The sequence below is a fragment of the Streptomyces sp. RK9 genome (assembly GCF_045070545.1).
In the GTDB taxonomy this organism is placed as follows: domain Bacteria; phylum Actinomycetota; class Actinomycetes; order Streptomycetales; family Streptomycetaceae; genus Streptomyces; species Streptomyces alboflavus.
On sequence record NZ_CP173703.1, the window covers coordinates 4,228,038 to 4,250,894 of the forward strand.

8 protein-coding genes are annotated in these 22,857 nt (G+C 74.3%); 5 read left to right on the top strand and 3 right to left on the bottom strand.

Annotated features, from left to right (window positions below; genetic code table 11):
* Nucleotides 1–50 precede the first annotated feature (50 nt).
* A complete protein-coding gene (locus tag AB6L24_RS17595; RefSeq protein ID WP_405656294.1) occupies nt 51–734 on the top strand; it encodes a GntR family transcriptional regulator in 684 nt (227 codons plus the stop codon).
* 110 nt (nt 735–844) lie between these two features.
* Here AB6L24_RS17595 and AB6L24_RS17600 read toward each other — a convergent pair whose 3' ends face one another.
* Together AB6L24_RS17600 and AB6L24_RS17605 are read right to left on the bottom strand one after the other, a co-directional pair.
* The gene (locus tag AB6L24_RS17600; RefSeq protein ID WP_405656296.1) at nt 845–1,504 is read right to left on the bottom strand and encodes a hypothetical protein; all 660 of its coding nucleotides are present in this window, start codon (nt 1,502–1,504) and stop codon (nt 845–847) included.
* Between the two features lie 127 nt (nt 1,505–1,631).
* Complete coding sequence (locus AB6L24_RS17605; RefSeq protein ID WP_405656297.1) at nt 1,632–3,527, bottom strand: protein-arginine deiminase family protein; 1,896 nt, start codon at nt 3,525–3,527, stop codon at nt 1,632–1,634.
* A gap of 350 nt (nt 3,528–3,877) precedes the next feature.
* On the opposite strand from AB6L24_RS17605, the gene AB6L24_RS17610 reads away from it, so the two are divergent.
* The gene (locus tag AB6L24_RS17610) at nt 3,878–5,338 is read left to right on the top strand and encodes an FG-GAP-like repeat-containing protein (RefSeq protein ID WP_405656299.1); all 1,461 of its coding nucleotides are present in this window, start codon (nt 3,878–3,880) and stop codon (nt 5,336–5,338) included.
* A 146-nt stretch (nt 5,339–5,484) separates the two neighbouring features.
* On the opposite strand, the gene AB6L24_RS17615 is transcribed toward AB6L24_RS17610, so the two are convergent.
* Nucleotides 5,485–6,060 (bottom strand): TetR/AcrR family transcriptional regulator, encoded by a 576-nt coding sequence (locus tag AB6L24_RS17615; RefSeq protein WP_405656300.1) that lies wholly within the window; start codon nt 6,058–6,060, stop codon nt 5,485–5,487.
* Nucleotides 6,061–6,154: 94 nt separating this feature from the next.
* Between AB6L24_RS17615 and AB6L24_RS17620 the strand changes: the two genes are divergently transcribed.
* From AB6L24_RS17620 to AB6L24_RS17630, 3 genes are all read left to right on the top strand, one after another.
* Entirely contained in the window at nt 6,155–7,117 is a 963-nt protein-coding gene (locus tag AB6L24_RS17620; RefSeq protein ID WP_405656301.1) for an alpha/beta hydrolase, read from the top strand.
* Nucleotides 7,118–7,163: 46 nt separating this feature from the next.
* Nucleotides 7,164–7,967 carry an NAD(P)-binding domain-containing protein gene (locus tag AB6L24_RS17625; protein ID WP_405656303.1) on the top strand — a complete coding sequence of 268 codons (804 nt, stop codon included), beginning with the start codon at nt 7,164–7,166 and terminating at the stop codon, nt 7,965–7,967.
* 1,568 nt (nt 7,968–9,535) lie between these two features.
* The gene (locus AB6L24_RS17630; RefSeq protein ID WP_405657204.1) at nt 9,536–22,810 is read left to right on the top strand and encodes a type I polyketide synthase; all 13,275 of its coding nucleotides are present in this window, start codon (nt 9,536–9,538) and stop codon (nt 22,808–22,810) included.
* Nucleotides 22,811–22,857 lie beyond the last annotated feature (47 nt).

The following is a 22,857-nucleotide window of genomic DNA, read 5'->3' on the forward strand; positions in this document are numbered from 1 at the left end:
GATCAAGAGTGGGGAACGGCTGCGCTAGGGTCGAGCGCGAAGGAGGCATGATGGCTACGACGCGCCCGCCCGCCCGGCAACCCCTGGCCGACCAGATGTACGAGGTCCTGCTCGGGCAGTTCATGGACGGGCTGTGGTCACCGGGGCAGTCCCTCAACATCGGGGCCCTGACCAGGGAGCTGAACGTCAGCCAGACGCCGCTCCGCGAGGCCCTCGCCCGCCTGGAGCACACGGGCCTGGTGCGCCGCGAGGCGCTCAAGGGCTACCGCGTCGCACCGCTCTTCACCGAGCGCGAACTGATCAAGCTGATGGACGCGCGGCTCGTCCTGGAACCGGCGATGGTCCAGGAGGCGGCGCGCCGCACCACGCCGGAGTTCCTGGACGAGCTGAAGGAGAGCATCGAGGAGCTGAGGCGCTGCGCGGCGGCGCCGAGGTCGGCGTCGGTGCGCCCGTACTGGGCCGCTGACGAGCGCTTCCACCTGCGCATCGCCGCCCAGTGCGACAACCCGTTCCTGGAGACCGCCTACCGCTCCCTCGGCGGCCACGTCCAGCGCTTCCGCCTCTTCACCGAACTCGGCTCCTCCGAGGCCGAGTCGCCCGCGCGCGAGCACACCGCCGTATACGAGGCGATGGCGGCGGGCGACGCGGAGGGCGCCGCGAAGAAGATGCGGCGGCACATCGAGAACGCCAAGGCGCGGGCCCTGACGGACCGCCAGGCGGTGGCGGAGGCCTGACGGACCGCCAGGCGGTGGCGGAGGCCTGACGGAGCGCCGAGCGGTGGTCACGGATGTCTGCCGGACCGCCGAGCGGCGGCCACCGAAACCCGGCGGTCCGGCCCCGCGGGTCAGTGCCGCCGCACCTCGACGACCTGATCGCCGTCGGGTACGTCCGTGACCGTCACCGCGTCCGCCGGCACGCCGAGGCCCCGGGCCACCGCCGCCGTCAGCCCCGCGAAGTCCCGGCCCGTGGGCACGGGGACCTCCTCGCCCTCGCCGTAGCTCTCGATCGCCTTGGTGAAGTACGCCGGATGCCAGGCCCCGACCGCGCCCCTGACCTCCACGGACGCCACCTCGCGTGTACCCACCAGGGCCTTGACCCGGTCCAGGATCTGGTCCGAGCGCAGCTCGCCCGGGACCTGGAAGAGGCTCGCGTGCGCGCCGACCGCGCCGCCCGAGCGGAGGTGGACGGTGACGGTCAGACAGCTGGTGACGCTGGGGTACAGGAGCGTCCCGCCGGGTGCCGCCTCCTTGACCTGGCCCTCCGTCACCACGGTGGTCGCCGCTGCGACGCTTGTTGCGGCGGATGGCGCCGCCGCGGCCCGGTGGCCGACGGGCGCGGCGCCCTCGGCCGCATGGGCCGGGACGGTGCCCGCGAGACAGGCCACGACCACCGCACCGGCCACCACGGCCGCCGCGGACAACCGCCGGGCACGCCCGACCGCCGCCGTGCCGACGTACGCGGACCCGGCGGGCGCCTGCGACTTCACATGCTCATGTGAGGACAAGGGAACAACTCCTGGCTGAGAGAACCCGTGGCGCCCGGCGTCGGCCGGGCGCCACCGAGAGGTGACCGACGAACAAGAGCCCGCGGCACACTCGGCCGCGGGCTGCGACCGATCACTCTATGTCCTGCTATGCCATGCGCCGAGTCCACCACCGCGCCGTCCCCGAGGTGTCCCGCAGGGCGTTCGTCGCACAGTGCACCTCGCCGCCTGCCAGGTGCGCCCAGGCGAAGTTCTCCACCCAGTGCACGCGCACCCCACCCGTGGCCAGCGCCTTCTCGGCCGCGTCGCGGAACAGGTCGCGCCCGCGGAGGCGAGGACCGTGGGGGTCGGGTGCGGCGTAGTCACGGCTGGTCAGGGACAGGCCGTTGGGGATGCTGGGGGAGAGGGCGACCGCGCCCTCGGGGATCTCGGGATGGACGGTGGCCATGGTGTAGAGCACGGGCAGGCGCACCAGGTCGCGCTCGCTGAGGCCGGTCTGCCGCAGCAGGGCACGGATCTGGCCGTCGATGTGGCCCGCGGCCTTCGCGTTGTCTGCGAGGAACTCGTCGTCGGCCAGGAGCTCGTCGACGGTCGGCTTGTCCGGCATGCTCGTCGCGGCGAACATCCGCTGTCCGCCCTGGCCCGCGCTCTGGGTGCGTCGCAGCAGGTCGAGGGCCAGGCGCGGGTCGGCGACGGCGAGTGTCCAGCCGCGTGCGTTGTCCGCCCGCACCACGTGCACGGTCTCGTCCACATGGCCGACGAGCAGCCAGGAGGTGTCGATGGTGACGGAGGGCTGTTGGGCCTGCGCCTCGATCATCTTCACGTACGACGCGTCCGGCTGCCGCAGCGGATCGGTGCCGTACAGGACCCGCCCCTGCAGATGGCCCGGGGAGGGCGGCAGGGACTCGAAGTTGCCGGTGGCGTTCTGCAGGTCCATGCCGTCCGGCTCGCGGCCGGGGGTGAACTGCTGCACGACGCCGACGTCCGGACCCCGGAAGTCACGGAACAGCAGCCGGCCCGACCGGCTGAGGGTCGTCTTGCCGCCGTCGGGGGACAGCCACTTCATGGGGCTGCGCAGCAGGACGCGCATGGTGTGCACCCGGCCGCCGGGCGCGGGCACGCTCGCGACGGTGGGCTCGACCATGTCCTGCCGCCAGATCTCGCGCCACCACTGCCGGGTACCGGCCGTGAACGTCACGTCCCGGTCGGCGAGGCCCGCGGCGCGCGCGGCCCGGCGCAGCGAGGAGGCGAACGGCTTCCACTCGCGCGGCCGGTAACCGGCGCCGGGACCTCCGGGGATGGCGCCGCTGCCGGGCCCCGGCTTCGCGGCGAAGACGCTCCGCGCGCGCTGGAGGTCGTTCTGGAAGAGGACGGGCGCCACCTTCAGGCGCACGTGGTCGGAGCTCCGGTGCCCCTGGCCGCGCACGGTGAGCGTCACGTCGGCCAGGCCGTTCCAGCGGCGCGGGTCACGGACGATGTCGCGGCCTTCCAGGGCCAGTTCGACCCCGGCGCGCAGCTCGGCGGTGGTGAGGGGGCCGCGCAGGACCCGCAGCCGGCCGTCGCGCCTGACGAAGAGGCGGACGTACGGGCGCTGGGCCGAGGCCACCGTGACGTGGCCCGTCGCGTCGTCGCCCACCTCGGTGGGTGCGACGCGCAGCGGCGCCAGATCGGCCGCGTCGCGCGGCCCGTTGACCTTCTCGTCGGCCGCGTCGTGGCAGGCGGCGAGGCGGGTGTCCACGGCCGGGTCGATCCGGTCCAGGTCGCCGGGGCGCGTCCGGCAGCGCCGCGAGTCGTCGTCGACGTTGGCGAGGAACACCGCGCCGCGCCCCGGCCGCCAGGAGTCCTCACCGGCCTCGTCCGAGCCGCCGGTGACGTCCACGCGGCCGTCCTGGTTCACGTCGGCGCGCAGGTCGGCGCGCAGGTCGGCGCCCGGCGGGCGGTCGTCGGCGGCCGCCGGTGGCCCGGTCAGGGCGGTGGCGGCAAGCAGGGTGACGGCGACGGCCGTGGTGGTGCGCTGCGTCCGTGATCTCGATGCCTTGGGCACGACGGGGCCTCCTCGAGGCGGCGGGTGCGAACAGGTGCGGGCAGGTGCGAGCGGGATATGTACGGGGGCGTGCGGGTGGGGAGAAGGCCCGTATCCCATGCTCGTCCGCGCCGAGCGGCCGTTCATCGTGCCGAGTGCGGAGCCCGCCGGTACATCGATGGGGCTAGCGCTCCGGCGCGCCGTCCTCCTGCGGGTGGGGACCCGGGCCCCCGTCCGGCATCCCCGGCGGTGCGGTCGCCCGGGCGGATCCGGGCGCGGCGGTGAAAGTGCCGTGAAGATCCGCACAACCGTTCCCGCACGTCACGGGTCTTGGGGGTGCCATCTACTTACTTCCCAGAGGGGGAACGGACGTGCGCAGCCACCTCCGTCGCGCGATCGTGGTCGCCGCGGCGGCCACGACGGTCTTGACACTCACCGGGGGGCTGCCGGGCCTCACCGGCACCCAGGCGGCCGAGGCCGCTCCCGCGGGTCCCGCGCCCACCCGGTACGCCGACGACTTCAACGGCGACGGGTACCGCGACCTCGCGATCGGCGCCCCGGACGGCGGCCTGGACGTCCCCGGCGCGGACGGCGGCACCACCCGGGTCCTGAACGCGGGCTACGTCACCGTCTCGTACGGCTCGAAGAACGGCGCCCAGCAGACCGGCCTGAAGGCCGTCACCCAGAACAGCCCCGGTGTGCCGGGCGACGCGAAGCAGAACCAGGTGTTCGGCCGGACGCTCGCGAACGGCGACTTCAACGCCGACGGCTACGCGGACCTCGCCGTCGCGTCCCGCTCCGAGGGCCGCGGCGAGGTCACGCTGCTCTGGGGCAGCCGCACCGGCCTGAAGGGCGGCAGCACGATGCCCGGCGGCGGGCGCGGAGACGGATTCGGCACGGTCCTGAAGGCCGGTGACTTCACCGGGGACGGCAAGGCCGATCTGATCGTCGGCGACTCCACGGCGCTCCGCCTGCACAAGGGCCCCTTCAAGGCGGACGGCTCGCCCGCGTCGGTCGTGTCCGTGGACGTCGGCGCCGGGTTCAGGTACACCGACGCCCAGAAGCGGCTGGCCGTCGGCCGGATCAACAAGGGTGCCATCGACGACCTCGTGGTCCTCGGCGACGAGCGCAGGCCGGGCCGGGTGCTGCTCGGCGGGGCGTCCGGGCTGCGCAAGACGGCGGCCACCGTCCGCGGCGGCAACAGCGTCACGGTCGGCGACTTCGACAAGGACGGGTACGGCGACATCGCGGTGGGCGACTCGACGTACGTACGGGAGACCGAGCGTCACGCGGGCCGCGTCCTGGTGCAGTACGGCTCCTCCGGGGGCGTGGACGAGAACCGTGCCGCCAAGGTGTTCACCGAGGACAGCCCCGGAGTCCCGGGCGGTGTGGAGGCGGGCGACAGCTTCGGCATCGACGTCGCCGCCGGCGACCTCAACAAGGACGGCTACGCCGACCTGGTCGTCGGCGCTCCCGGTGAGCGGCACGCCACCTGCGAGCACTGCTACATCAGCGGGGGCGGCCTGTACGTGCTCAAGGGCACGAAGAAGGGTGTGACCGGCACCGGCGCCCTGTTCACCAGCTACAACGCGCCCGGCCTGCCCCGTCCCGCGGGTGTCTACCGCATCCCCATGCAGCTCAAGACGACGGATCTGAACGGGGACAAGCAGCCCGAGATCACCGTTCCCGTCCGGGCGAACGTGTCGGAGGTGTGGTCGGTCGGAACGAAGGGCGGCAAGATCGCCGGGACCGCGCCCACCCGCGTGGTGAAGGCGCCGACGGCCTCCGAGGTCCCGTGGCCCGGCATGGAGTTCGGCGTGCTCGCCCGCTGACCCAGCCCGCAACTCCTCAGCTCTCAGGGGCCCGTCGCTCGACACTCGTCGGCGACGGCGCCCCTGAGGCGTTCCGGCGCCTGTGGCCCGCGTGTTCACGGCGCCCGGCGTCGGACGCCGGGCCCCGGACGTGGCCCGATGAGGCGTCAGTCCCGGCTCGGTCCTTCGGTGAAGTGCGGCAGGATCATGTCGATCAGGGCGTCGACATCGCGCTCGACCATCGGCTGGCCGGTCATGCCCATGCGGTGCAGCAGGACTCCGACGACGACGTCGATGAAGAACAGGACCCGGTTCTCCGGCTCGTCGAGCGCCTCCTGGAGCGCGATCCGGTACGGGTCCTGCAGCCGCGTGGACAGGATCTCGCGCAGGGCCGGGTCGCTGACGGCGTCACTGAACACTCCGGCGAACGCGTCGCCCACCCCGGGCTCGCCGACCTTCGCCGCGACCCAGCGGATCGTCGAGGTCATGAGCTCGGCCCGGCTGCCGCCCGCGAGCGGCGCCGGGCCGAAGGCGTCCAGGAGGCAGTCCACGATCAGCGCGCCCTTCGTCGGCCAGCGCCGATAGACCGTCGACTTCGCGACGCCCGCCGCGCCGGCGATGCGCTCGACGGTGGCGCGCGCGTACCCGACCTCCTGGACCGTGCTCAAAGTGGCGGCGAAGACCGCCGCGTTGACGCCGGCGCGCGGGCGGCCCGGCGGCCTGGCGGATGTGGGCGATGTCATATCCACACCCTACCTCTTTTCGCTACCTTGAGTATCGATACCTGGGGTCGCGAAACTCCGGGTGATGACCAACGCCGGGCAAGGAGAAGAAAACATGAGTGACATCACTGCCGCGCAGCGCCCGCAGGAGCCCGACTGGCCGACGATCACGGCCGAGGAACTGGTCGCCTACCGCGAGGCGGAGAACCGCTTCCGGGCGTCGAGCGCGGCACGGTCGATCCTGGGCGAGCCGGACCCCGGCGCCACCGTCCAGTGGGAGACGGTGGCGCTGCCCGGACGTGAACTCCCGGTCCGGGTGTACCGGCCGGTCCCGGGACACGACGACGGGGGCGCCGGGCGCACCGGCCTGCCGCTCGTACTCCACGTGCACGGGGGCGGGTTCGTGGGGACGGCGGCGCAGTGCGACTGGGTCACCAGTCATGTGGCGGCCCGACTGCCCGCCGTCGTGGTGTCGGTGGAGCATCGCCTCGTCGACCAGGACCACCCCCTCGCGGACGCCGTCGACGACGGCTGGGACGTGCTCACGCACGTGCTGAGCGAGGCCGGGCGCTGGGGCGTCGACCCGGCGCGGACCGCCGTGTTCGGGGAGAGCTGCGGTGCGTTGATCTGCGCCCTGACGGCGATCCGGGCCAGGCGGGCCGACGTGGGCCTGCGGGCGCAGGTGCTCGTCAACCCCGCCGTCGACGTCACCGACACGATGTTCGCGTACCCCTCGATCACCGAGCACGCGCACACCCCGACCCTCGCCCTGCCGGTCCTGCGCCTGTTCCAGCGGCTCGCCGTGCCGGAGGGGACCGACCCCCGCGCGCTCTCGCCGCTGTACGCCGACGACTTGGGCGGGCTGCCCCCGGCGCTCGTGGTGGTGCCGACCCACGACCCGCTGGCCGATCACGGCCGCCGCTACGCCGAAGGGCTGCGCGCGGCCGGGACGTCTGTGCGGCTCACCGAACACGCCGAAGCCCCGCACGCGTTCCTGAGCCTGCCGGGCGTGGTCCCGCAGGCCGAGCCCGCGCGGGCGGAGATCCTCGACTTCCTCCGCGCTTCCCTCGCCGGGTGAGGCGACGGAGCATGGGCCCCGATCAGCACGCGAAGGAGAGGAAGACATGGTGAAGCGCATCGGCGTGATCGGGGTCGGCGAGATCGGACGGGCCGTCGTGACGGGCCTGTGCGAGGGGGACGAGGGCGGGGGCGAGGGGGCGCCGGAGGTGTTTCTCTCGCCCCGAGGGGCCCGCACGGCCGCGGAGTTGTCGGCGCGTCACGAGAACGTGCGGACCTGCGCGGACAACCAGGAGGTGGTGGACCGCTCGGACGTGGTGTTCATCGCCGTGCGCCGCCAGGACCAGCGGGCGGCGCTCGCCGGGTTGCGGGTGGACGACGACAAGGTCGTGGTCAACGTGATGGCCGGCGTCGGCAACGACGAGCTGCGCCGCACGCTCGCCACGGACGCTCCGTTGACACGAGCCATCCCCTTGCCAGCCGTCCGCGAACGCCGTTCCGTCACGGTCACGTATCCGTCGCATCCGGTCGTGGACGCGCTCTTCGAGCGCCTCGGCGGGGCGCTCCCGGTCGCGGACGAGGCCGCCTTCGACGTCTTCTCCGCGCTCACAGGGACGCTCACGACCCACTACGCGTATCTCGCCACGCTCGCGTCGTGGGCCGCCGACCAGGGCATCGCCCCCGAGGACGCCGAGCGTTACGTCCGGGGGCTCTTTGAGGGCGTCGGCCGCTCCCTGGGCGACGCGAGCCGCTCCCTGGACCGGCTCGCCGCCGACCACGAGACCCCGCGCGGCAACAACGAGCGCATCCGCACCACTTGGTTCGATCGGGCCAACTCCGCAGCTCTGGGCGGTGCGCTCGACGGCCTCCTCGCCGATCTGCGGCGGGCCCCGCGGGACTGCGGTGCGTGAGCGACCGGGTGCGTTGTGAGATGGGCCACGATGATCATTTAAGGGCCCGATACGGGCGGGAAACGGGCAGTCATGATGGCCAAACGGGCACGTCCGCCTGCCTGGATGTCCGTTCCCGGGTGCGGGGCCCGATGCCGCGCGGGTGTCGGTCCCGGGTATCGCGGATGCGAACCGGGCCGGGCTGACGCCCAGGTGGCAAGGGCGGCGACTCTTCGCTCAGGCATATAAATGGGGCGTTCGGTGTGCGCGGCGACTGATCTTACGCAGGAGTAAGGAAGGGTGGTCGCGCCACCGATAGCCACAAAAGGTCAGGGTGGTACGGGCAAAGGGGCGTCCGATACTGTTGCCGTAGGCGCAACGCGGTGACATCGCATTCACCTGACCCGTGAGCGAGATGGCCGCGTACCCCCATTGGGCCTCCCGGAGAGTCGTTCCCCCGACTTCCCGCAGTGAGCCCGATGCTCATGTGGAGTCCAGGTAAAGGGAGACTGAGGTCCGGTGACCCGCGAAGCAGGTTCTGGTTCTTCCCGGCGCGCCCTGCCGGCCGCCCTGCGGAGTCCATTCCGGGCCGTTGTCCATACCTAAAACCAAGTAGACCCCTGACGTTCCGTGCCACTCGGCCCCACTCGGTCCATGGCTGCCGAACCTCGATGTAATGCATGCCTCGACGTATTGCACGTCTCTACCCCAGCCGTGTTCTTTCGAGAGCGGAACCAGGGCTTTCCCTCTGCTTTCTTGCGTGTCCCGAAGACCGTGAAATCGCCGATCGCCGTGCTTTCCTGTCCCGGCGCTCCACCGACGGCTGACACGCGCACGACACTCCGCTCCGGCCTGGCGGCGCCGAGGTCGTCCGAGCCCACGCTCCCGGCCCGCTCCGGGTGGCGCTGACGGGTCCCTTCCATGCTGCCCCGGCCTGGGTGTTCCGGGCCGTCGCGGTGCCATGCCGGTGCCGCGTCAGCATCCGCGCCATTGCCCTGCCTTGAGCCCCGCGCCGGTGTTTCCCGGGGTTACGCCACCGGTCCGCTCGGCGTCTTCTTTTCGTCACGCGATTGGCGTTTCGACGCGAATACGGGCAGGCGTTTACCTGTTATGGAGCTTCGCGTGACCCGAGATCGACAGTCGTATGACAGGGACATGTCCACGCATCAACCAGATGTCTCGGACTCGTCACATCCTCGGGAGCCCGTCCGGCCGCCTCGCATGGTATGAGCAGGGGTTTTCGTTGCCTTGAAGGTCAACGGCCCCGGTAAATTCCCGAGGTCGGCCCCGTAAATTTCATGAGTCAGGGCGCGCCGACTGGCGTCCGTGTGGCGATGGTGTGTATTCCTCGCGCGGGCGCGATACCCGCATGTTCAAAGTCGGCCAGTGATGGTTGAGACCGGAAATAGTCGTCGGTCGACTTGAAATAGACGTCAGTTGACAATTTCTGGAGCCCTGGTCTTGACTTGCGCCAGTTGTCGGGACCGATTGGCCGAGAAGTCGTCGGAGTCAATTCGGGGCCAATCAAGTGCGTGTTCTTTAGTGGACGATTGACGAGGGCAGAGGCTGCCATGTGCGAATTGGCACGAGTGGACATCGGCACTGTCGCCGTCATCGGAGTCGCCCCCGCGGCACCGGTGCGGACCGAGCCGGATCCCGGTGTGTGGGCCGAGTTGACCGGTGCGACGCCGCCGGCGGACCTGACCGCCGCCGTGGAGTCGGCGTGGACGGCCTGTGAGGACGCGGGCGTCGGCGACGACCGGGCGGGCATCGGCGTCTACCTGACCGCCGACGGCGCGGATGCGGGCGACGCCGACGAGTTAGCGGACGCGCTCGGCCTCAGCGGCCCGCGCCGCACCGGACCCGAGGCCCTCGCCGAGGCCCTCGCCGCCGTGCGTTCCGGCGCCTGCGACCTGGCGCTCGTCGGCGCCGACGGCGCCCACGCCGTGCTCGCGCCGGGCGACGACGCCAGGACCGCGACCTTCGGCTACCGCGTCGGCCCCGACCACACGTGGCCCGACAACGTTTCCGCACTCGTCGAGGCCGCCCGGCACTCGGGCCGCCCCGCCCCCGGCCGCGACGCGACACCCGGCCCCGCCGTCCCGATCACGCTCTCGGCCCACAGCCAGGACGCTCTGCGGGCGCGCGCCGCCGACCTGTGCGTACTCCTCGACGCCGAGCCGGAACTGCCGCTCGCCGACGTCGCCCTGTCCCTCGCCACCACCCGCCCCGCGCTCGCCGAGCGCGCCGTGTTCGTCGGCGCCGACCGGGCCCGCCTCACCGACGAGTTGGCCGCCTTCAGCAAGGGCGGACTGCCCGTCCCGGGACTCGCCACCGGCGGCCCCGCCCCGGCCGCCGCGGACGGCCTCGCCTTCGTGTTCCCCGGGCACGGCCCCCAATGGCCGGGCATGGCCGACGAGTTGATGGACCGCTTCCCGGTGTTCGCCGAGCAGCTGCGGGCCTGCGCGGACGCCCTCACGCCGCACGTGGACTGGCCCGTCATGGACGTCCTGCGCGGCCGCACGGACACCCCGTCGCTCGACCGGCCGGACGTGGGACAGCCCGCGCTCTGGGCGATGATGGTGTCCCTGGCCGCCCTGTGGCGGTCCTGGGGCGTGGTGCCCGACGCCGTGATCGGCTCCAGCGCCGGCGAGCTCCCGGCCGCGACGGTCGCGGGCGCGCTGTCCGTCGAGGACGGCGCGCGGGCCGTGGCCCTGTTCGCCCAGGCGCAAGTGCACCTGCTCGAAGGCGGCGTGATGCTGTCCGTCCTCGCGTCCGCCGACGAGGTACGCGAACGGCTGACCCGCTACGACGGGCTCGACCTCGCCGCCGTGCACGCCCCCGGCTCGGTCCTGGTCTCCGGCGTCGAGGCCGAGGCCGACGAACTACTCGCCGAGCTCGCCACGGACGGCATCAAGGCCAGGGCCATCGACATCCGCATCGCGGCGCACGGCCGCCAGGTCGACGCGGTCCTCGACGGGCTGCGCGCCGACCTCGCCCCGATCACACCCCGCCCGACGGACGTGCCGATCTACCTGGGCACCACGGGCGAGCGGGTCGACCCGCTCACGCTCACCGCGGACCACTGGTGCCGCAACATGCGCCACACCGCCGACTTCGAGGGCGCCACCCGCGCCGCACTGGCCGCGGGCCACCGCCTGCTCGTCGAGTCGAGCCCGCACCCCGTCCTCACCAGGGCCGTGCAGGAGACCGCCGAGGACGCCGCCGTCGACGCCGTCGTCCTCGGGACGCTGCGCCGTGGCCCGGGCAGCGCCGACCACCTGACCGCCGCGCTCGCCGCCCTGCACGCGCACGGCGTACTCCCCGACTGGGACGCGGTGTTCGCGGGCCGGGACGCCCGCACGGTGCCGCTGCCCGCCTACCCGCTGGACGCGGCGCCCGCGACCACCCCCGCCCCGTCGCTCACCGACCGGCTCGCGGCCGCAGCCGACCGCCACGGACTCCTCCTCGACCTGGTCCGCGCGCAGGTCGCCGCCGTCGCCGGCGGGGACGCCGCGCTCTTGGGCGACGTGGACGCGCCGCTCCTGGAGCTGGGCGTGGACTCGGCGGGCGCGGTGTCGCTGCGGAACCTCCTGAACGCCGCCACCGGCCTGAAGCTGCCCGTGTCCGCGGTGTTCGACAACCCGACGTGCCGAGGCCTCGCCACGCACATCGACCGCGTCCTGCTCGGCACGGCCGACGAGGACGACGAGCCCCTGGCCCCCATGACGGCCGGCGACGACGACCCGATCGCCGTCGTCGCGATGAGCTGCCGCCTGCCCGGCGGCGTACAGAGCCCCGAGGACCTGTGGGAGCTGCTGTCCGCGGGCGGCGACGGCGTCACCGCGTTCCCCGCCGACCGCGGCTGGGACCTGGACGGACGCTACGACGAGGACGCCGAGCGGGCGGGCGGCTACTACCAGCGCGAAGCCGGATTCCTGCACGGGGCCACCGAGTTCGACCCGGAGTTCTTCGGGATATCACCGCGCGAGGCCCTCGGCATGGACCCGCAGCAGCGGCTGCTCCTGGAGATCTCCTGGGAGGCGATCGAGCGCGCGGGCATCGACCCGGCCGGGCTGCGCGGGAGCCGCGCGGGCGTGTTCGTGGGCGCGATGACGATGGACTACGGGCCGCGACTGCACGAGGCGCCCGCGGACCTGGAGGGCTACCTCCTCACCGGCAACACCGCGAGCGTCGCGTCCGGCAGGCTCTCCTACACGTTCGGCTTCTCAGGACCCGCCGTCACCGTCGACACGGCGTGCTCGTCGTCGCTGGCCGCCCTGCACCTGGCCGTGCAGTCGCTGCGCCGCGGCGAGTGCACCGTCGCGCTCGCGGGCGGCGTCACGGTCATGCCGTCGCAGGGCCTGTTCGTGGAGTTCAGCCGCCAGCGCGCGCTGGCCCCCGACGGCCGCAGCAAGGCGTTCTCGGCCAGCGCGGACGGGTTCGGCCTCGCCGAGGGCGCCACCATGGTGCTCCTGGAGCGGCTCTCCGACGCGCGCCGCAACGGACACCCCGTGCTCGCCCTCGTCAAGGGCACCGCCATCAACCAGGACGGCGCGTCCAACGGCCTCACCGCCCCCAGCGGCCCCGCCCAGCGCCGCGTGATCCGGCAGGCCCTCGCCGACGCGGGCGTGTCCGCCGCCGAGGTCGACGCCGTCGAGGCGCACGGCACCGGCACGAAGCTCGGCGACCCGATCGAGGCCGACGCGCTGCTCGCCACCTACGGCCAGGAGCACCCGGCCGACCGGCCGCTGCTGCTCGGCTCGGTGAAGTCGAACATCGGCCACACACAAGCCGCGTCCGGCGTCGCGGGCCTGATCAAGATGGTGCTCGCGCTGCAGCACGGCGAACTGCCCAAGAGCCTGCACATCACCGAGCCCACCCCGCACGTCGACTGGACGACGGGCGCGGTGTCCCTGGTCACCGAGAACACGCCCTGGCCCGAGGTCGAGCGCCCCCGGCGGGCCGGTGTGTCCTCGTTCGGCATCAGCGGCACCAACGCCCACGCCGTCCTGGAGCAGGCGCCCGACGAGGTTCCGGCCGACCCGGAGCCGTCGTCCGCGTCCGTGCCGCTGGTGTTCTCCGCGCGCTCGGAGGACGCCCTGCGCGCCCACGCCGCCCGACTCGCCGCCGTCGTGGAGCAGTTGACGCCCGCCGACATGGCGGCCGGTCTGCTGTCCCGCTCGGTCTTCGAGCACCGCGCCGTGGTGGTGGCGGGCGGCGCCGACGCGCTGACTGCGGTGGCCCAGGGGGCCGAGTCCGCCCGGATGGCGATCGGCGTCGCGCGGCCCGCGGGGAAGGTGGCGTTCGTGTTCCCCGGCCAGGGCTCGCAGTGGCTGGGCATGGGCGCGGAGCTGGCGGAGTCGTCGCCGGTGTTCCGTGCCTCGATGGAGGCGTGCGCCGAGGCCCTCGCGCCGTACGTGGACTGGTCGTTGTGGGACGTGCTCGCCGACGCGGCGGAGCTGGAGCGGGTCGACGTCGTGCAGCCCGCGCTGTTCTCGGTGATGGTGTCGCTCGCGGCGCTGTGGCGTTCGTACGGTGTCGAACCCGATGCGGTCGTCGGGCACAGCCAGGGCGAGATCGCCGCCGCGCACGTCGCGGGCGCCCTGTCGCTCGCGGACGCCGCCAGGATCGTCGCGCTGCGGAGCAAAGCCATCCTCGCGCTGTCGGGTCAGGGCGGCATGGTGTCGCTCGCGGCGACGGTCGACGACGCCCGGGAGTGGATCGCGCCGTGGGACGGGCGGATCTCGGTCGCCGCGGTCAACGGGCCCGGTTCGGTGGTGGTCGCGGGTGACGCGGACGCGCTGGACGAGCTGGTCGAGGCCTGCGCCGCCGACGGCAGGCGGGCCCGGCGGATCCCCGTCGACTACGCCTCCCACTCGCCGCACGTCGAGCGCATCGAGGACGAACTCGCGCGTGTGCTGGCGGGCGTGGAGCCTCAGGCCGCGGGTGTGCCGATGCTGTCCACGGTCACGGGGGAGTGGCTGACCGGCACCGAGGTGGGCGCCGATTACTGGTACCGGAACCTGCGGAACACCGTGCGCTTCGAGGAGGCCACGCGCGGCCTGATCGACCACGGTGTCGGCGCGTTCGTCGAGTGCAGCCCGCACCCCGTGCTCACCATCGGCGTCCGCGAGACCGTGGACGCGACCGGGGGCGACGCCATCGTCGTCGGCACTCTGCGCCGCACCGACGGCGACCTCGACCGGTTCCTGCTCTCCGCCGCCGAGGCGTACGTCGAGGGCCTGTCCTTCGACTGGCACGCCGTCGTGCCCGCCGGACGGCACGTGGACCTGCCGACGTACCCGTTCCGGCGCAGGCGGTTCTGGCTCGACGAGACGTCCCGCCCCGCGGCCGGTGGCGACGACCCCGCGTTCGCGGAGTTCTGGGCCGCGGTGGAGCGCGGCGACCTCGCCACCACGCTCGACGTGCCCGCCGACGCGCCCCTGACCGACGTCCTGCCCAGCCTCGCCGACTGGCGCCGCCGCAGCCAGGAGCGGACCGCCGTCGACTCCTGGCGCCACCGGATCGTCTGGCGCCCGCTCGGCACCGCCACCACCCCTACCCTGACCGGGACCTGGCTCCTGGTCGGCCCGCCGTCCGACGCGGAGCACCCGTGGCTGACGGCGGCCGCCGACGCGCTGCGTGCCCACGGCGCCGACGTCCTGCACGTCGATGGCACGGCCGAGTCGCTGAGCGCCCTGGACGTCGTACCCAGTGGCGTACTGTCCCTGCTCGCCCTCGACGAGCGGCCCGACCCCGCGGCGCCGACCGTCCCCGGTGGTCTCTCCGGCACGCTGGCGCTGGTCCGGGCGCTCGGTGACGCCGGGATCGGCGCGCCCCTGTGGCTGGCCACGACCGGCGCGGTGTCCGTCGGACGCTCCGACCCGCTGACCCACCCGGCGCAGAGCCAGGTGTGGGGCCTCGGCCTCGCCGTCGGCCTGGAGCACCCGGAGCGCTGGGGCGGCCTCGTCGACCTCCCCGTGACCCCCGACGCCAGGACCGGCACCCGGCTCGCCGCCGTCCTCGCCGGGCAGACCGACGAGGACCAACTGGCCGTCCGCGCCTCCGGCGTGACCGTGCGGCGGCTCGTACCGGCGCCCGCACCTGCGGCGGCACCCGCCTGGCGCACCAGCGGCACCGCGCTGATCACCGGCGGCACCGGCGCCATCGGCGGGCACGTCGCCCGCTGGCTGGCGACAAGCGGAGCCGAACACATCGTGCTGACCAGCCGCAGCGGCCCGGACGCCCCCGGCGCCCAGGACCTGGTGGCCGAACTGACCGCGCTCGGCGCCCGGACCACCGTCGCCGCCTGCGACGCCGCCGACCGCGCCGCCCTCGCCGACCTGTTCGCCCGGCTCGACGCCGACGGCACCCCCGTCCGCTCCGTCTTCCACGCGGCCGGCACCGTCCCGTCCCTGCCCCTCGCCGACACCACCACCTCGGACCTCGCCCACGCCGTCGGCGCCAAGGCCGTCGGCGCGGTCCACCTCGACGAGCTGTGCGCCGGACGCGAGTTGGACGCGTTCGTGCTGTTCTCCTCCGGCTCCGCGGTGTGGGGCAGCGGTGAACTGGGGGCGTACGGCGCCGCCAACGCCTTCCTCGACGGCCTCGCACAGCGCCGCCACGCCGACGGACTGCCCGCCACCTCGGTCTCCTGGGGCATGTGGGCGGGCGGCGGCATGGTCACGGGCGACCTGGACGACCAGCTGCGCCGCCGGGGCCTGCGCCCCATGCGGCCACAGCTCGCGGTCGGCGCGCTCGCCACCGCCCTCGCGGCGGGCGAGACCACCCTCACGGTCGCGGACTTCGACTGGGCCCGCTTCGCCCCCGGCTTCACGGCCGCCCGCTCCCGCCCCCTGATCAGCGAGATACCCGACGTCGTCGCGCTCGCCGAGCAGGACGCCGTGGACCAGCCCGCCGCCGGTGGCGCGCTCGCCGACCGCCTCGCCCCTCTCACCGACGCCGACCGGCGCCGGCTCCTGCTCGACCTGGTCCGCGGCCACGCCGCCGCGGTGCTCGGCCACGAAGGACCCGACACCGTCACGCCCGACCGCGCCTTCCGCGAGCTGGGCTTCGACTCCCTGACCGCCATCGAGCTCCGCAAGCGCCTCAACACCGCGACCGGCGTACGACTGCCCGCGACCGTCGTGTTCGACCACCCGACCCCCACGGCCCTCGCCGCCGAACTGCTGACCGTCGTGCTCGGCGCACAGCAGACCGCCGCGCCGACCCCGACCACCACGACCGGGGCCGCCGACGATCCGATCGCCGTGGTGGCGATGAGCTGCCGCTACCCCGGCGGCGTCCGCGGACCCGAGGACCTGTGGTCGCTCGTCATGGCCGGACACGACGCCGTCGGGGAGTTCCCCGACGACCGGGGCTGGGACACCGACCGGCTGTACCCGGCCGACGCGGAGGCCCTGGGCCGCAGCCGCACCCTGGAGGGCGCCTTCCTCGACGACGCGGGCGGCTTCGACGCGGGCTTCTTCGGCATCGCCCCGCGCGAGGCCCTCGCGATGGACCCGCAGCAGCGGCAGGTGCTCGAACTGGCCTGGGAGGCCTTCGAAAGGGCGGGCATCGACCCGTCGTCCGTGCGCGACAGCCTCACCGGCGTGTTCGTCGGCGCCTCGCCGCAGAGCTACTCGGGCACCATGGAGCAGGCGACGCCCGAGATGGACGGCTACCGCCTGACCGGCGACGCCCTGAGCGTCGTGTCCGGCCGCGTCGCCTACTCCCTCGGCCTGCGCGGTCCCGCCGTCACCGTGGACACCGCCTGCTCGTCCTCGCTGGTCGCCCTGCACCTCGCCGTGCAGGCACTGCGGTCGGGGGAGTGCTCGATGGCCCTGGCGGGCGGCACCGCGATCATGGTGACGCCGATGCCCTTCGCCGAGTTCAGCCTGCAGGGCGGCCTGGCCCCCGACGGCCGGTGCAAGCCCTTCGCCGACGCCGCCGACGGCGTCGGCTGGGGCGAGGGCGCGGGCCTGATCCTGCTGGAACGCCTCTCCGACGCCCGGGCCAACGGCCACGAAGTGCTCGCCGTCGTCCGCGGCTCCGCCGTCAACCAGGACGGGGCGTCCAACGGCCTCTCCGCGCCCAACGGGCCCGCACAGCAGCAGGTCATCCGCGCGGCCCTCGCCAACGCGGGCCTGTCCGCCGCGGACGTGGACGCCGTCGAGGGCCACGGCACCGGCACCCGGCTCGGCGACCCCATCGAGGCCCAGGCACTCCTCGCCACGTACGGCCAGGAACGCCCCGCCGACCGGCCGCTGCTCCTCGGCGCGCTGAAGTCCAACATCGGCCACACCCAGGCGGCCTCGGGCATCGCGGGCGTCATCAAGATGGTGCAGGCGCTGCGCCACGGCGTCCTGCCGCGCACCCTGCACCTGGACCGCCCGTCCCAGCACGTGGACTGGACGACCGGCGCCGTGGAACTCCTCGCCGACGACCGGCCGTGGCCCGAGGCCGACCGGCCCCGGCGTGCCGCCGTGTCCGCGTTCGGCGTCAGCGGCACCAACGGACACGTCATCCTCGAACAGGTCGGCACCCAGGCCGAGTCCGTACCCGCGGCCCCGACCGCCGAGCCCGATGGACGGACCCTGGCGTGGGCGCTGTCCGCCCGCGACACCGCCGCGCTGCGCGACCAGGCGGCCCGCCTCGCCGCCACCGTCGACGAGCGGCCCGGCCTGTCCCCGGTGGACGTCGCCACCACGCTCACCACCGGCCGCGCCGCGCTCGACCACCGCGCCGTCGTCCTCGGCACCGACACCTCCGAACTGCGCGTCGGACTCGACGCGCTGACCGTCGGCGCCGACGACCCGGCCGTGGTGCGCGGCACCCCCGACGGCGGCACGCTCGCCGTGCTGTTCTCCGGCCAGGGCTCCCAGCGCATCGGCATGGGCAGCGGCCTGTACGCGGCGCACCCCGTGTTCGCCGACGCCCTCGACGAGGCGTTCGCCCACCTCGACCCGCACCTCGCGCTGCCGCTGCGCGACGTCGTCCTCGGCGACGACCAGGCACTCCTCGACCGCACCGAGTACGCCCAGCCCGCGCTGTTCGCCGTCGAGGTCGCCCTCTACCGCCTGTGGGAGTCCTGGGGCCTCAAGCCCGACGCGCTCGCGGGCCACTCCATCGGCGAACTCACCGCCGCCCACGTCGCCGGGGTCTTCTCGCTGGCCGACGCCTGCGCGATCGTCGCCGCCCGCGGCGCGCTCATGCAGGAACTGCCCGCCGGTGGCGTCATGGTCGCCGTGCAGGCCGCCGAGGACGAGATCGCGCCGGAGCTCTCCGAGCACGTCGGCATCGCCGCCATCAACGGCCCGAACTCCCTGGTCCTGTCCGGCAGCGAACGCGAGGTGCTCGACCTCGCCGACCGCCTCAAGGCACAGGGCCGCAAGGTGACCAGGCTGCGCGTCAGCCACGCGTTCCACTCGCCGCTCATGGAGCCGATGCTGGCCGCGTTCCGCCGTGTCGTGGCGGGCGCCACCGCCCATCCGCCCACGCTGCCCATCGTGTCCACGCTGACCGGCGCGCCGGTCGACGCCGACGAACTGGCCTCGCCCGACCACTGGGTGCGGCATGTGCGCCGACCGGTGCGGTTCGCCGACGGCGTCACGGCACTCGTCGCGCAGGGCGTGACGACGATGGTGGAGGTCGGGCCCGGCACCGTGCTCGCCGCGATGGGCCAGGACAGCGCCCCCGACACGGTGTTCGTGCCGACGCTCCGCTCCGACCGGCCCGAACCGGACGCGCTCACGCTCGCCGCCGCGCACCTGTACGTCCGCGGCGCGAAGCTGGACGCCGCCGCCGCGCTCGGCGGCCCGGGTCGCCGCGTCGACCTGCCCACCTACGCCTTCCAGCACGACCGCTACTGGCTGACCGCCGCCGTCGCCCCCGCCGGTGACGGGGCGACAGCGGCTCTCGGTGTCGCCGCGGGCGACCACCCGCTGCTGCGCGCCGCGGTCGCGCTGCCCGAATCCGACGGCGTCGTCTTCACCGGCAGGCTCTCCACCCGGACCCATCCGTGGCTCGCCGACCACGGCGTCGGTGGCCGGGTGCTGTTCCCCGGCACCGGCTTCCTCGACCTCGCCCTGCACGCCGCGAGCCACTGCGGCCTCGACACCGTCGACGAACTGACCCTGCAGGCCCCGATGGCCCTGCCCGAGCGCGGCGGCCTCGCCCTGCGCGTCACGGTGGGCGCGGAGAACGACGGCACGCGGAGCATCCGCGTGCACTCACGGGCCGACGACGCCGACCGGGACGCACCGTGGACCGAGCACGCCACCGGCCTGCTCACCACGGGCGACGTGCAGGAGACCGACCTCGCCGCGTGGCCGCCGCGAGGCGCGACACCGATGGACGTCGACGGCATCTACGACCGCCTCGACGAACTCGGCTACGGCTACGGGCCCGTGTTCCGCGCGCTGCGCGCGGCCTGGAGCCTCGACCGCGACGTGTACGTCGAGGTGGCCCTGCCGGACGGGACCGTCGGCGACGGCTTCAGCGTGCACCCCGCCCTGCTCGACGCCGCGCTGCACGCACCCGTGCTGCGTGCCCTCGACGAGGTCGGCGCGGGCCCCCGGCTGCCGTTCAGCTTCAGGGGAGTGCGGCTGCACGCCGTCGGCGCCTCGGCGCTGCGGGTGCGCTGGTCGCCGACGGGGCAGGGGATGGACGAGATGTCGCTGTCCGTCGCGGACCCCGCGGGGCGGCCGGTGGCGACCGTCGAGTCACTGGTGATGCGACCGGCGGACCTCCGCGGGACCGGCTCCCGGACCTCCGACGCCCTGCTCGAAGTGCAGTGGGCGCCGCTAGCCGCGAGCGGGCAGAGGCCGGTCGGGCTCGCCGTGCTCGCGGCGGAGGGCCTCGGTGTGGACGGCCTTGGGGCGACGGCTCACGGGGTGGACGGCTGGGACGGGGCGGCTCGCGGTGCGGACGACGTCCGTGTCAACGGTCGTGGCGCGGACGGCCGGGATGCGGCCGCTCTCGCTGCGGACGGCCGCGACGCGACGGCCGGCGGCGCGGACCACCTCCGTGTGAACGGCCGCAGTCCGGCCCACCGCGGCCCGGACGCGGCCGACTTCGGCCCCGACACCCCCACCGTCTCCGACTTCGCCGCCCTCGACGGCGTGAGCGACCTGCTCGTCCGCTGCCCCCGGGCGTCCGACGTGGACGGGAAGGCGGCCCGGGACACGGTGTCCTGGGCGCTCGCCCTGGCCCAGGCCTGGCTCGCCGACGAGCGGACCACGGGCACGCGCCTGGTGTTCGTGACCCGCGGCGCCGTCGACACCGACGTGCCCGACGCGGCGCAGGCCGCCGTGTGGGGCCTGATCCGGTCGGCGCAGACCGAGAACCCCGGCCGGTTCGTGCTCGTCGACATCGACGACACCGCCGACACCGCCGAGTCCGCCCTCGCCGTGCCCGCCGCGCTGGCCTCCGACGAGCCCCAACTGGCCGTACGCGCAGGCCGGGTGACCGTGCCCAGGCTCGCCCGCACCACCGCCGACAGGGTGCTCACTCCGCCCGCCGACGGCCCGTGGCACCTCGACGTCAAGGCGCGCGGCTCCCTGGACGGCCTCGCCCTGGTGCCGCACCCGGACGCCACCGCTCCCCTCGCACCCGGCGAGGTACGCGTCGCCGTCCGCGCGGCCGGACTGAACCTCCGCGACGCGCTGATCGCCCTCGACGCCCACCCCGACGCCGCCGAACCGGGCGGCGAGATCGCGGGCGTGGTCACCGAGACCGGCTCGGCGGTGACCGGCCTGACCGTGGGCGACCACGTGCTCGGCCTGGCCGGCAGGGGCTTCGGACCGCTCGCGGTCACCGACCACAGGCTCCTCGCCCCGGTGCCCGCGGGCTGGTCCTTCGCGGACGCCGCCACGGTGCCGCTGGCCTTCCTCACCGCGTACCACGCCCTGCGCGACCTGGCGGACCTGCGCCGCGGCGAGTCCGTCCTCGTCCACGGAGCGGCGGGCGACGTCGGCCTGGCCGCCGTACAACTCGCCCGGCACTGGGGCGCGGAGGTGTTCGCGACCGCGCGCCCCGAGGAGTGGGACGTCGTACGGGCTGCGGGTGTGCCCGCCGCGCACCTGGCGTCGTCGGACGACACCGGCTTCGCGGCGACGTTCGCCGTGGAGACCGGCGGGCGCGGCGTGCACGTGGTCCTGAACCTGCTGGCGCGGGAGTCCGAGGCGGCCGCCACGGAAGCGCGGGAGCACGCGGACACCTCTCCGGCGGGGCGGGAGTTCACCGACGCCTTCCTGGAACTGCTGCCCGACGGCGGGCGGTTCGTCGAGGCGGGCAAGGCCGAAGGACACGAGCCCGACGCGTTGCCGTCCGGCGTCACGTACGCCGCGTTCGACCAGACGCAGCCGGACCCCGACCGCTGCCAGGAGATGCTCGCCGACGTCCTCGCGCTCTGCGAGGCGGGCGTGCTGTCCTCCCTGCCGGTGCGCGCCTGGGACGTCCGCCGCGCACCCGAGGCGTTCCGTCACGTCGCCGAGACCCGGCTCACCGGCAAGGCCGTGCTGACCGTGCCCGCACCGATCGACCCGGACCGCCCGGTCCTGGTGACCGGCGGCCTGGGCACGCTCGGCGCGATCGTGGCCCGGCACCTCGTCGCCGAACGAGGCGTCCGCTACCTCGTCCTCGCGGGCCGCAAGGGCCTGGCGACCGAGGGCGCCGAGGAGCTGCGCGACGAACTGGTCGCGCTGGGCGCCGAGGTGTCCGTGGCGGCCTGCGACGTGGCCGACCGGGACTCCGTCGCGGCGCTCCTCGCCTCGCTTGACCGGCCGCTCGGCGCGGTCGTGCACACCGCGGGCGTCGTCGACGACGGCGTACTGGAGTCGCTGACATCCGAACGCGTCGACCGCGTCTTCGGCCCGAAGGTCGACGGCCTGCTGCACCTGGACGAGCTGACCAGGGACGCCGACCTGTCCGCGTTCGTCGTGTTCTCCTCGGCGGCCGGAGTCCTCGGCAGCGCGGGCCAGGGCAGCTACGCGGCCGCCAACGCGGCGCTCGACGCGCTCGTGCGGCGCCGCCACGCACTCGGCCTGCCCGGCGTCTCCGTGGCGTGGGGTCTGTGGGCCGCCGCGAGCGGCATGACGGCGGCGCTCGACGAGGGCGACCGGGCCCGCCTCGGCCGCTCCGGCGTCCTCGAACTGCCCACCGACGACGCGCTCGCGCTGTTCGACGCCGCGACGCGCGACGACCGCGCGGTACTCGTGCCGGTCCTCCTCGACACCGCCGCACTGCGCGGTCAGGCGGCCGACGGCACCCTGCCCCCGCTGCTGCGCGGCCTGGTCCGTGCCCCCGCCCGCCGCGCCACGCCGACGGCCCCCGTCGCGGCCGCGACGTTCGCCGACACTCTCGCGGGCCTGCCCGCCGAGGAACGCGAGCAGACGGTCCTCGACCTGGTCTGCACGCAGGTCGGGGCGGTGCTCGGCCACGCGCCCGGCACCGAGGTCGACCCCGGCCGCGCGCTCGGCGACCTCGGGTTCGACTCGCTGACCTCGGTGGAACTGCGCAACCGACTGACCGCGGTCACCGGCCTGCGGCTCGCCTCGACCTTCGTCTTCGACCACCCGTCGGCCGCCGCGATCACCCGGCACCTGCTCACGCTGCTCCCGAGCGACGAGCCCGACCCCGGGACCGGCGTACTCGACCAGCTCGACCAACTGGAGAGCGCGCTGCTCGCGCTCACCGATGACGGCACCGCCACCAAGGTGGACCTGCGGCTGCGCGCCCTGCTCGCCACCTGGAGCGAGACCCGGGCCGACGACGCCGAGGACGACGCGGAGGCCGGCTTCGACGCGGCCACCGACGACGAACTCTTCGGCTACCTCGACAACGAACTTGAGACCTCGTGAACCGGTCGGACCGCACCGAACACGTCCGCACCGCCGTAAGGAGTACA